Annotated in this window: 12 protein-coding genes; 4 read left to right on the forward strand and 8 right to left on the reverse strand. The window is 59.3% G+C overall.

Annotated elements, in window-relative coordinates; genetic code table 11:
* Positions 1-56: 56 nt before the first annotated feature.
* From HWX74_RS03895 to HWX74_RS03920, 6 genes are all read right to left on the reverse strand, one after another.
* Positions 57-260, reverse strand: a complete 204-nt coding sequence (locus HWX74_RS03895; RefSeq protein ID WP_176012295.1) for a helix-turn-helix transcriptional regulator — start codon at positions 258-260, stop codon at positions 57-59.
* Between the two features lie 12 nt (positions 261-272).
* Complete coding sequence (locus HWX74_RS03900; RefSeq protein ID WP_176012296.1) at positions 273-644, reverse strand: DUF3796 domain-containing protein; 372 nt, start codon at positions 642-644, stop codon at positions 273-275.
* A gap of 128 nt (positions 645-772) precedes the next feature.
* Entirely contained in the window at positions 773-2284 is a 1512-nt protein-coding gene (locus HWX74_RS03905) for an ATP-binding cassette domain-containing protein (RefSeq protein ID WP_176012297.1), read from the reverse strand.
* Positions 2285-2587: 303 nt separating this feature from the next.
* The gene (locus HWX74_RS03910; RefSeq protein WP_176012298.1) at positions 2588-3406 is read right to left on the reverse strand and encodes a RodZ family helix-turn-helix domain-containing protein; all 819 of its coding nucleotides are present in this window, start codon (positions 3404-3406) and stop codon (positions 2588-2590) included.
* A 91-nt stretch (positions 3407-3497) separates the two neighbouring features.
* Positions 3498-6062: a DNA translocase FtsK gene (locus HWX74_RS03915; RefSeq protein ID WP_176012299.1), complete on the reverse strand. Its 2565-nt coding sequence runs from the start codon at positions 6060-6062 to the stop codon at positions 3498-3500.
* A 114-nt stretch (positions 6063-6176) separates the two neighbouring features.
* Positions 6177-7346, reverse strand: a complete 1170-nt coding sequence (locus HWX74_RS03920) for an SGNH/GDSL hydrolase family protein (protein ID WP_176012300.1) — start codon at positions 7344-7346, stop codon at positions 6177-6179.
* Between the two features lie 145 nt (positions 7347-7491).
* On the opposite strand from HWX74_RS03920, the gene HWX74_RS03925 reads away from it, so the two are divergent.
* Genes HWX74_RS03925 through HWX74_RS03935 form a run of 3 tightly spaced genes read left to right on the forward strand, consistent with a single transcriptional unit; the run spans position 7492 to position 9715 of the window.
* Positions 7492-8064 carry a TIGR00730 family Rossman fold protein gene (locus HWX74_RS03925; RefSeq protein ID WP_176012301.1) on the forward strand — a complete coding sequence of 191 codons (573 nt, stop codon included), beginning with the start codon at positions 7492-7494 and terminating at the stop codon, positions 8062-8064.
* Complete coding sequence (locus HWX74_RS03930; protein ID WP_176012302.1) at positions 8064-8720, forward strand: HD domain-containing protein; 657 nt, start codon at positions 8064-8066, stop codon at positions 8718-8720. The genes HWX74_RS03925 and HWX74_RS03930 overlap by 1 nt, the downstream gene beginning before the upstream one ends.
* Complete coding sequence (locus HWX74_RS03935) at positions 8717-9715, forward strand: hypothetical protein (RefSeq protein ID WP_176012303.1); 999 nt, start codon at positions 8717-8719, stop codon at positions 9713-9715. Before HWX74_RS03930 ends, HWX74_RS03935 begins: the two co-directional genes overlap by 4 nt.
* Here HWX74_RS03935 and HWX74_RS03940 read toward each other — a convergent pair.
* A complete protein-coding gene (locus HWX74_RS03940) occupies positions 9697-10326 on the reverse strand; it encodes a hypothetical protein (protein WP_176012304.1) in 630 nt (209 codons plus the stop codon). The genes HWX74_RS03935 and HWX74_RS03940 overlap by 19 nt on opposite strands.
* 165 nt (positions 10327-10491) lie before the next feature.
* Positions 10492-10644: a hypothetical protein gene (locus HWX74_RS03945; protein WP_176012305.1), complete on the reverse strand. Its 153-nt coding sequence runs from the start codon at positions 10642-10644 to the stop codon at positions 10492-10494.
* Positions 10645-10870: 226 nt separating this feature from the next.
* Here HWX74_RS03945 and HWX74_RS03950 point away from each other — a divergent pair, with 226 nt between their 5' ends.
* A complete protein-coding gene (locus HWX74_RS03950; protein WP_176012306.1) occupies positions 10871-11560 on the forward strand; it encodes a polysaccharide deacetylase family protein in 690 nt (229 codons plus the stop codon).
* The last annotated feature ends 245 nt before the right edge of the window (positions 11561-11805 follow it).

The following is an 11805-nucleotide window of genomic DNA, read 5'->3' on the forward strand; positions in this document are numbered from 1 at the left end:
TCTGCCGAAGCCGCGCGGCGCCGTCGCGCCGGGGCCGATTACTCCGGTTCTCTCCATCACGACTCAAATTGAAAAATAACTTCGATCGGCTTCCGGACCGCCCGGGAAATATCAATCGCCAACTTCAACGACGGATTGTATTTCGCCGCCTCCAGCCGGATGATCGTCTCGCGCCTGACGCCGACCAGCACAGCCAGTTCCTCCTGGGTCAGGCCGGCCAGTTGCCGGTACTTTTTCAAATGACAGACGAATTGTTCCATCGTTCCGGGTTCTCAATGCTTCTCGAAATAATAGAAGGCAACCGCGTAAGTCAGGAAGGTCGCCGCCCAGCCGAAGGCGCTGACCGCAACGGCGTAAGCCGGCGAGTAGCCAGGCGCCAATGTTCCGAGACCGACGGCCAGCAACGCCAGCGTCGGCACGATCATCGTTACCGCCTTCGCCCGCAGCCGGTTGGCCTCGTAACGCTCATCCGGCATTTCCAAAGCCAGTTTGGCAGTAAAATAAGTACTGAACATCGCAAAAAAACTGAAGAAAAATAGCGTCCCCGGCTCGTGGGTCGTAAAATACCGAAACCCCAAAAAGCCCAGAAACCCCAGCAGCCAACTGAAACGATGATATTTCGCTCTTCTCCGGGTCGTCAACATGGCATCTTTCCTTTTTATTGTGATATATTCATCACTTTCAGTTACAAATATATCACAATAAACATTGGCGTCAAGTCCCTTTCCGGAAAATTTCTATCCTTCTTCACGCCATGCCAGCAATGCCCCGATTACCAATGGCCTTTGCGCAAACGGTTCTCCGTTGGCGGGCCGCCGACAATTTCCCAATGCAGCGGGCAGAGCTTCCGTAAAAAGTGCTGATCGTGGCTGACCAGCAGCAAGGCGCAACGGCAACCGGCCAGCGCCGTTTCCAGACATTCGATCGACGGCAGATCGAGGTGGTTGGTCGGCTCATCGAGAACGATCAGGTTGACTTCCCTTAAAACGCCGAGGCCGAAAAACAGTTTCCGCCATTCTCCCGGACTGCAGCGGTCGGAATGCAACACCGCTTCCGGCCGGGAACCCAGCGACGCGACGACATTCATCACCCTGCTGAACGCTTCCCGCGGCAACCGCTGCAAAGTTTGAAAGATTTCCGCCCGGAACGCCGGCGGCAGCTCCTGCGGCATATAGAGGAATTTCTCCTCCGGCAACTGTAATTGTCCGACTATTTGCCGCAGCAGGGAACTCTTGCCGGCTCCGTTGTCGCCGGTCAGGGCGATGCGGTCCGCCGCACCGATGCACAATTCCGGAATCTCCAGCGTCCGGCCTCCGCCCAGCGCCAGAAACTGCGGCGGCAGTTCCAGCAGCAAATTCCGGCTGGAATAACAACCGTAGGGAATCGACAAACCAAGTTTAGGCGTTTTCACCACTTCCAGCCCGTCAAGCGCCTCCCGGCGGCGGACCACCACTTTCGCCTGCGCTTTGGCCAGGTCGCTCGCCGCCCGGCTGCGGCCGGAAACCCGCGCCAGATCGATTTTACCCTTGGCGTCGAAATCCTTCCGGGCAATTTTCCGTTTGGAATTCTTCCGCCTGGCGGCCTGTTCCTTTTCGCGGCGCCGCTGCAGTTCCCGGCAACTGTTCTGCCAGTCGCGCCGGAGCTGTTCGCGTTCATGCCGGCGGCTCTCGTTTTCCTGCCGTTCCTCCGCCAGCCCCTGCGTCACGCCGCCGGCGCGCAATTTCCACCGGCCGGCCGCCAGAAAAAGGCATTGACCGCAGAGCGAATCCAACAGTTCGCGGTCATGGCTGACCAATACACCGATGCCGCGAAACTCCCGCAGCGCCCGGCCGAGCGCCAGCCGGGCAGTCCGGTCCAGGTGGTTGGTCGGCTCGTCGACGCAGAGAATATCCGGCTCCTGCACCAATGCCGCGCCGATTTGAATCTTTTTCCGTTCCCCCATCGACAGCGTCTCCCAACGCGCCAGCATCGCCGGTTCGAGACGAAGGAGTTCCTGCAATCGAAAAGCCGGAGAGGCCGGCGAAGAGAACAGCGCCGACGCCTCCGGCGGCGGCACCAGAACCTCCTGGCCGCACCGGCAGATCCTGCCGGCGCAACGGACACTGCCGCGGTCGGGCCGCAGTTCGCCGGCCGCCAGCTTCAGCAGAGTACTTTTGCCGGAACCGTTGGCACCGATCACCCCGGTCCAGCCCGGTGAAAATGAAATGCTAAGATCGTGAAAAATAGCTCCGGCGGCGGATTCATAACCGAAATAAATATGCGATAAGGAAAGAAACAATGACATTCCCGGTAATTCCTCAACAGACAATCCGACGACAAATGTTCCGTATTTGCCGTCAACCAAAAACTTCCGCCGATCCGGTTTTCCGGACAGGCGACCGCTATTGTCCGATCAGTTACGCAATGGAATGCCCTCCGCAGTTGTTTACGGGTAAAATAAATCCTCTTTCCCCAAAAGTCAAACGTCATCCACTGAAGTTTTTTTCCGCCGCCGGTTGACAACGCAATCAACCTCTCTAGAAAATACAAAAACACCGCACCGTGAAGTTCCCTTCCGGAGCGGTGGCTGGCACAATGAATTTAAGTCTCAGCGGTCCACCGGCAATTCCGAAATTTCCAACTGCGGCGGATCGATCAACTCATAAAGTTTATTGTCGTCGAAAGCCGCCGCCGCCTCGCCGGCCGGAGGACTCACCGTCACGGTCGCGGCGGGATTTTCCGGTTCGGCCGGCTGGCTCCGGCGCGGCGCGATGAAAAAGAGAATCGTCAAAACCACCAGGACGACGAAAATGCCGACCGCGCTTCCCAGAATCCACAGCAGATGACGCAATTTCTGTTCATTTTCCTCGCATCCCTCCCGGTCGACGTCCAGCCGGTTGATGAACTCTTCCGGCAGAGTGTATTCCAGATGCTGCCGCAATTCCTCCACCATCTGCTCGACCACTTCCGGCGCAATGCGATAAAAATTGCTCAATTTCCGGGCATAGGCGATGATATAGACCGCCGGCGGCAGATTGCTGAAATCTTCCGACTCCATCGATTCGATGTAGCAGCCGCGGATCTTGGTCGCATCATCCACCTGGGCAATCGTCAAGCCGGCGCGTTCACGCGCCTCCCGCAAGTAACGCCCGAAAGCCGGTACCGGCGGCGCCGGACGGGCGCTGCCGGCGGGCTGTCCCGGCAGATTCTTGACCGTTTTATGCGGAGCGGCCGCCACATTCTGGCCCCGGTTCGAAGCCGGGCCGGGGCGGGACGGCGGCAACGCTGCCGAAGCAGCGCGCACGCCATTGCCGGCGGCATTGACGCGCGGCTGGCTGTCCGGCGGCAAAGGGGCTTCCGGCGCATTGGCGCCGGCTATGAAATCCAGCGGCAGATCGCCCTGGCCGTTGTTTTCGGGTTGTTCCATGGATTTGCTTCTCTCACCTTAACTGTGAAACAATATATTCTATTCTGCCGATTGCTTTTTTTCAATGCGGCAATTCCGGTTTTCAGCGATTTTACTCGGCGAACTCGTCGAAGATCAACACCTCGCGTTTATTGCCGCCCGGCTGGGCCGGCCCGACCAATCCGCGCTCTTCGAACAAATCGATCAATTCCGCCGCCCGGTTGTAACCGATCTTCAGCCGCCGCTGCAGATAACTCGTACTCGCCTTGCGGTCGACGACGATGACTTCCAGCGCCCGCGCCACCAGCGAATCGTCGCCCGGCTGCAGGTACCTTTCCACCAGCGGTCCATATTCCGGCGCATCGTCGATCGACGCCTCATCGCCGTCGCCGTCCTCTTTTTCCTCAGCCACCACCCGGGTATCGAACTGCTGGCTGCACTGGCTGGAAATAAATTCGACGATCTTGATGATGTCGGCGTCGTCCACCATCGCCCCCTGGATACGCTCCAGATCGGCGCAGCCCGGCGGCACGAACAACATGTCGCCGCGCCCGAGCAGCGTTTCAGCGCCCGGTTTATCCAGAATCACCCGGCTGTCGATCAGCGAACCGACCTGGAAGGCGATCCGGGTCGGCAAGTTGGCCTTGATCACGCCGGTGATGATGTTGGTCGACGGCCGCTGGGTGGCGATGACGATATGGATGCCGGCCGCCCGTCCCTTCTGGGCGATCTTGGCAATCGACGTCTCGACATCGCCTTTGGCCTCGCTCATCATCACGTCGGCCAATTCGTCGAGGATGATGATCAGCACCGGCATTTTTTCCGGAATCGGCTGCCCTTCGTCGTCCCACTGAATTTCCCCGGACTGCGGGCGCGAATTGAATCCCTTGAGATTCTTGACCCGGGCAGCGGCCAGCACCCGATAACGCCGCTCCATCTCATTGACCGCCCAGCGCAGCGCCAGCGGCACTTTGCTGGCGTCGTTGACCACCGGGGTGATCAGGTGCGGCAGGGTTTTATAGGCCTCCATTTCCACCACCTTGGGGTCGACCAGGATCAGACGGAGTTCATCGGGCTTGAATTTGAACAACAAACTCATGATCAGCGTATTCATGCAGACGCTTTTGCCGCTGCCGGTGGCGCCGGCGATCAGGAGATGCGGCGCCCGGGCCAGGTCGAGCACCACCGCCTTGCCGGAAACATCCTTGCCGAGCACGATCGGAATTTCGCCGCGGCTCTCCAACCACTCCTGGGATTCCATCACCGAACGCAGGAAAACCGCCTGGGCTTCCCGGTTCGGCACTTCGACCCCGACGACATTCCGGCCCGGAATCGGCGCCAGGATACGGACGTGCTTGGCCTCCAGGTCCATCGCGATATTGCGGTCGAGCTTGGAAATCTTATCGACTTTGACCCCCTCTTCCAGACTGACTTCAAAACGGGTAATCCGCGGGCCGGACAGGTGGCCGGTGACGGTGGCATCGACTTTGAAGCTCTGCAGAGTGCGCTGCAGTTTCGCTTTGGACGCTTCAATCGTCTCCGGGCTTTCACCGTTGGATTCGAAACCGCGGCTCAGCATCGAAGCCGGCGGCAGCACAAACTCCTTGCCGCGCGGCGCCGAAAGATCCTTGCCGCGCTCCAGCGGTTCGGTATTCGGAATCGGCGCAGTGGTCAGAATGTCGTCTTCACCGGCGGCGGATGCTTCCACGCTGCGGTTTTCCACTCTGGCAAACGGATTGGCGTACGGCCTGGCCGGCGGCGTCTTCGCCGCCATCGCCGGCTCCGGCTCCGGTTCCGCCTCATCCTCAACCGGCGCCGGAACCGGAACAGACGCCGGCGGCACAGGAGGAGGTGGCGGCGCGACCGGCGGCAGGGGCGCTTGCGGCGGCGCCGCCGGAATCGGCATATTGACCGGCAGCGCATCGGCGGCCGGCACAGCGGCCGCCGGTCCCGGCCGCCGGCACAGCTCCTTCAACGCCGCATTGACATTGTGAAAAATCGCCAGCCGCTCACTCAAAGTAGCCGCCGGTTTCGACGCCAATTCCACCGACTCGCGCCTCTGCAGCGCCCATTTGACAATATCCCGCCAATCGGTCAGATAAATCAGCAGCACGCCGAGCAGCGTCAAGGCCCAACCGACGATGGCGCTGCCGACCGGACCGATCAGTTGACGCAGGCAGCCGGGCGGCAACTGATCGGCCTGCGGCGCCACCAGTACCTGCCCGATGGTCCCGCCGGAAAGCACCGATTCCGGCCGGTTCTGCCGGCCGATGCCGAGCGCTTCGGTCTGTTCGACGAACATATTCGGATTGAGGGCGAAAAGCAGCGTGGCACCGAGCGTCAGCACCAGAACGCCGGGCCAGTAGCCGTGGCGGCGTTCGCCGCGCGGCAGGACGATGCGCAAAGCGCCGAGCGCCAGCACGACGACCAGGACATAAGAGCCCAGGCCGAACAGGTAAAACGCCAGGCAGGAAAGGTTGGCGCCGACGCTGCCGATCCAGTTGGACGGCGGACCGTCGCTGCCGCCCTGGATGACGGCATAGTCGCCCGGGGCATGGGAAAAAATCGCCAGCGTCAGCAGCAGCGTCGCCAGCAACAGCAGAAAATGGCGCAGTCGCAGAAAAGTACCGCCATGTTTCGGCGTTTTCGTCTCGGATTTGATTGTGGATACAGCCATAAATTTATATTGGACAAAGGTTTTGGTTTTTCATTCGAACGCACCGCCGGAAAGCGGCACAGCTATCCGATAATATATAACCGCCGGAAGTCAAATACAATGTTTTCGGCCGGGCTATTTCCCGAAAATCCCCCCGGAATTCTTCGCTTCCGCCGGTTCCGCCCCGGCCGCGGTGAAAAGCAGCTTTTCGAGCCGCGCGGCAATGCGCTGAAATCCCAGATCGTTGGGGTGGACTCCATCGACGGTACAGTCGTCAAAACGGCGCCCCAGCAGGGTGCCGCCGTCGATGAAACGCAAATGGCGGTCGCCTTCGCGCCGCAACTGTTCGACGATCCGCCGCTGGGCGTCCCGGCAATAGAGCCGGACGGCGCGGCTGACCACCGCCTTTGCCGGCGCGACCAGCGGATGATCGCCGGCAAAGGCGAGCCGGGAGAGGACGACGATCGGCACTTGCGGCGCCCGCCGCCGCAAAACCGCGATAAATTCCGGCAGCGTGGCAGTCAGATTTTCAAAACTTTCGGCATTGGCTTCATAATCCAGCAGATACATGGCCGGCGGCGGCAGCGTGGCGATCAGTTCCGCCATCGCCGCTTCGCCGCGGCCGTTGCCGGAAAAACCGAAATTGATGACCGGCTGGTTGAGCCGGCGGCTCAGGATGTTGCCATAAGCCATTCCCGGACGCGACGCACAGCCGCCCTGGGTGATCGAAGTGCCGTACAGAATGACCGGCAGCGGCTGACGCCAGGCCGGCGGCGCTTCAAACACGGTCTCCTCATCCAGCCGCAGCCGCAGCGATTCGACGCCGTTGTAAAGCGGGAAATGAAGCAGGAAATTGCGCATCCGCCGTTCGGAATGATTGAACAATTCACAGCAATACGCGGTGCTGCCGACGGCAAAACGGCTGACGCCGGCGAATTGCCATTTCAAATCGCCGCCGGCCACATAGAGATCGAAACCGCTGCTGCCGGTCTGCGGCATATGGTCCATCGCGGCCACGCCGGTCAACTGCACTTCGACGACGACCCGTCGCGAATTGCAGCGGAACCGCAACTGTCCGCCGGCGGTGTGGCCGGCCAGCTGATCGATCGCCGGATTCGGCGGAGTGAAAGAAGTCGCCGGCGGCAAGCGGCGGAAAAGCCGGTTGTCCGGCGCATACCAGGGAAAACCGCCGAGCCGGAAAAAACGCTCATCCCGGGAGTCGTACGACGCCAGGCCGGCAAGTGGTGCGGCTCTGGTGCCCATATTTTTATCCAGGCGGGCGACGGCGGTCGGTTTTTTCGGCATTTTTTCTCGCAACTTGGTTGGTTTTCCCTTAAAATAATGGTATTTTCTTTTATCTGCAAGTGATTGCCGGCAAATTTGCCGATTGCCGAAGGAAAAAAATGGATCACGGCGAAAGCCGTTCCTGTTTAACAAAGGTGTCAATGGCTTGAATATCAAAAGTATTTGCGTATTTTGCGGCTCGAATACCGGACGCGACGCCGAAGCCGCGGCGCTGACGGTGTCGCTTGGCGCCCTGCTGGCCCGCCGGCAAATCGAGCTGGTCTACGGCGGCGCGGACTGCGGACTGATGGGCCAACTGGCCGACGCGGCGCTGGCGCACGGCGGCCGGGTCGTCGGCATTATTCCGGAAGAATTGAACCGCCGGATCGGCCACCGGCACTTGAGCGAATTGATCGTCGTCGGGGACATGCGGCAGCGGAAACGGCTGATGCTGGAACGGGCCGACGCCCTGATCGCGCTGCCCGGCGGCATCGGAACGCTCGAAGAGCTGTTCGAAGCGCTGACGCTGCTGCAACTGGGCATGTCGGAGAAGCCGTGCGGCATTTTGAATGTCAACGGCTTTTATGACGACTTGCTGCGTTTTCTCGATCATCTGACGGTGGAAAAATTTCTGCGCAGCGAGCATCGCGACATGCTCCAGGTGGCCGCCGCTCCGCGGGAACTGTTGGAAAAACTTACCGCGTTTCAAGCGGTTCATGTGAACAAATGGTGTAATTGATGATGTGTGACGTGGATTGGGTGAATAATTTTGCCGAACTGGCCAAACAAGTCAGGCGCCATCTGGAAGAGGCGCCGGGCTGCCATGATTTCGACCATACCCAGCGGGTACTGCGCAATGCCGAGCTGCTGCTGCCGGAATGTGCCGACGCCGATGTCCAGGTGGTGCGTTTCGCCTCGCTGCTCCACGACATCGCCCGGCCGGAAGAGCTGGCGATGAAGGGGGAAATTTGCCATGCCGCACTGGGCGCGAAACTGGCGGCACAACTGCTGCGCAGATACGATCTGCCCGAGGCGTTCGTCTGCGCGGTGGCGGATGCGGTGGAACACCACCGCTACCGGAGCAGTTCGCCGCCGACAACGGTGGAAGCGCGGATCGTTTACGACGCCGACAAGCTCGATTCGCTCGGCGCCACCGGCGTCGGGCGGGCATTTCTGTTTGCCGGCCGGGTCGGAGCGCGGCTGCACAATACCAGCGAAGAAGCGTTCGACGGGGAAGCCTACGGCCGGGAAGACACCGCGTACCGGGAATTCCTGGTGAAATTGCGTTACCTGCCAAGCCAGATGTTGACGGCTCCCGGCCGGCGGCTGGCCGCCGAGCGTCTGAAAGTGATGGAAGCCTTTTTCGAACAATTGAACCGGGAGGTATACGGATGAAGAAATTCCGCTTGACCGGGCTGGTGCTTTTTCTGTTATTGTGCAGCCGGCTATGCGGCGGAGAATGGGATTTCATCCCGGACCCGGTGGCCAGTATCGGACCACGGCAGATTCACCGGGCGGAATTGCTGAATTATTTGACGCAGCGCTCCGAAGACGGCCGACTGCCGGCGCCGGAAAACGTCAAATCATCGCTGTTTCAGTGGACGGTCAACTACGTCGACCGGCTGTTGCTGCTGACCGAAGCGGCCAAAATCAATATTCTGCCGACGCCCGCCCGGGCGGAAGCGGCTCTGCGGCGGCAGCGGGAAACGATGTCGGAATTGGAACGGCGGCACATGGAGCAGAATCTGCTGCGCGCCGGCAATACGGTGGAAGCCTTCATCAAAAAACAGGCGGCAGACCCTTTTTTCCAGCAGACGGTCGCGGTGGACGACTACGTCGCCAGAACCTTCCGGGCCGGGGTGATGGTCGATTTCGAGGACTGTGTACTCTATTACGAGGAGAACCTGGAACAGTTCAGCCTGCCCGCCGAACCGGAAAGCCAGCTCAATGCCCAAGTCCTGCTGCTCACGTCGAAAGTTCTGGACGCCGCGTCCCTGCGGGAGTCCGTCACGGAAATTCGCACGAAACTGTTGAACGGCTTGAGCCTGGAACAACTGATGGCCGGGCTGAAGGATTACCCGCAACTGACGATCAACCTGGTGACCGATTATCAATTCGACCGGACGAAACCGGAAGCGGAAGACCCGCTGAACCAATGGATCGCGTCCCAACCGGAAAATACCATCAGCGCCCCCTATGAATATCAGAAAGGCTGCTGGCTGCTGTGCATTCCTTCCGGGCCGCGGCCGCAACGCCTCCTCTCCTACGCCCAGGCGCAGAGCCAGATTGCCAAGCTGCTGATCGCCAGGGAAATCGGGAAAAAAATGCAGGCGAAGCTGGACGAGCTTTTCAAACTTTACGACGTGAATATTTATGCGCCGCGGGATTGATTGAGGTAAAGAGCCTGCACTTCCGCCCGCTCCCAGAGGGGAACGTCCAGAAATTCCGCCAGACAGCCGGCATCGCGCCGCAACGCTTCAAGCTGGAGATGGCAGAACAGATTGACGCGATGGCCATCCGGTTTGACCGCGTTCAATTCATAGCAGCGGCTCTTCGCCAGCAGTTGCAGCGCGGCAATGTCCCGGAACGGCAACAGCTCTTCGCGATTCCGGCCATCGGTCCGATAACAGGCCGCCGTCCCGGCGTCGAAGAGCAGAGCGCGGGGCCGGATGAGACGCCGACGCCAAACCGGCCACCCGATGACCGCACTCAGGGCCAGCAGGCCGACGCCGGCGATACCGGAAAACCATGCGGACCGGTTCCAAAGAGAAAACAGAATGCCAAGCGTCCCGCCGCCTGCCAGGACGACGGCGGCCAGCCCAAGCAGCGAATTGAAACGTTCCAGCCGGTTCAGCGGTGCGAGGCGCCAGCCGCCCTCCGGCAAGGGAGTCAGCCGATAAACAGCGGCGTCGGTTCGCGGCGGACTGACCGGACACCAATTGATTTTCAGCGCGAGCGGGTGCTGACCGGCGGCAGGGATTTTCAAATGGTTTTTCTGCATAAAAATTTTCTCTACTTCTCATCAAATTTCCATCTTTACCAGCTACAATATTCCCCGTGACTGAACGATCACCGGAATTCCATCCGAACCAATAGCAGATTGTGTGCAGGCAGTATTGATCTTTTTGATAATTATAGATAAAAATTTACCATAAGTCAATATTTTTTAATCAAAATCGGGAAAAATATCCGTTTTTTTCAGTAATATTTTAACCATTCTTTTGTCGTCTGGCGTTTTTGCCCCGGGAAAAGCCGGTCTCAGCCGTTTTCCACCACCTTCCCCACCGCGGAAGATGACGTTTGTTCCACCTTCTTTCACACGGACCGCGCCTTCCTTTTCACCAGATCCGACAGTGACAGCAGAAAAGCATTTCGGAATCAACTCTACCGTGAAAGTATTTCGTCAAATCCCGGCGAACCGGCGAAAAAAAGTTGCATTTCCCGCCCCGGCTCCGTATATTAACGCCAGGTGCAGTTTGCTGCCTCAATGCCCGGCCGTCGGTTGAGCGCCCAACATTATAACAATCGTATAAAGAGTCCGAACCATGTTTGAGAAAACAGTCATCCTCAGCTTTGACGACGCGGTATCGAATCACGCCTCGTTCGTCGCGCCGCTGCTGAAACAACTGGGCTTCCATGCCACGTTCTTCGTCTGCGAATTTCCGCCGGATTTTGCGACGAATCAGGAACAATACATGACCTGGCGGCAAATCCGTTCCCTGTGCGATGACGGTTTTGAAATCGGCAATCATACGTTGAATCATACCGGAGTGGAAACACTCTCCGCCGAGGCATTCGCTGCAGAACTCGAAGCGCTGGAACGGAAATTGGCTGCCAACGGCATCCCCCCGGCCCGCACATTTGCCTATCCGGGCGGGCCGGGCGCTGCGCGGCTCCATCCGGTGCTGCACGCCAAAGGCTACCGATTCGCCCGGACGGCAGCCGGACGGCCGTGGCGATTCTTCACCGACGATCCCTATGATGTGCCGGCTTATGCCGTGCACGGCGAGGAGACGGAATTTTTCCGGGCGATCACCGAAGCGGAACCGGATTGTATGCCGGTATTGCTCTATCACGGCGTCCCCGAATTCTCTCATCCGTGGGTCAATACCGATCCGACAGTTTTTGAGCGGGAGATGCGTTATCTGGCAGACCGCCAATACCGGGTATTGTCCTTTGCCGATCTGCCAGCCCCAATATCGCCTAAAACGTCCGGGCCGCCACCGGAACAATAGACTTTTCATCACGGCACGGTCCATCGCCGTCGAGCGCGATGGCCATAAATCGATGATTGAGGCCAAGGCTGTTGAATGCCGGATCAAACGCCTGAGTTCAGGAAACCCTGCGGAACGAGTCGTTCCAGGCGAACGAATTCAACCTCCGACTGTCATAGGCCAGGTTAATCAAAAAAGTCCCCGATTCTTTCAAAATCGAGGACTTTGCCGATCCTCCGGCCCTCCATTCCTTTCAGAAATGGCAG

This window comes from Victivallis sp. Marseille-Q1083, assembly GCF_903645315.1.
GTDB lineage: Bacteria > Verrucomicrobiota > Lentisphaeria > Victivallales > Victivallaceae > UMGS1518.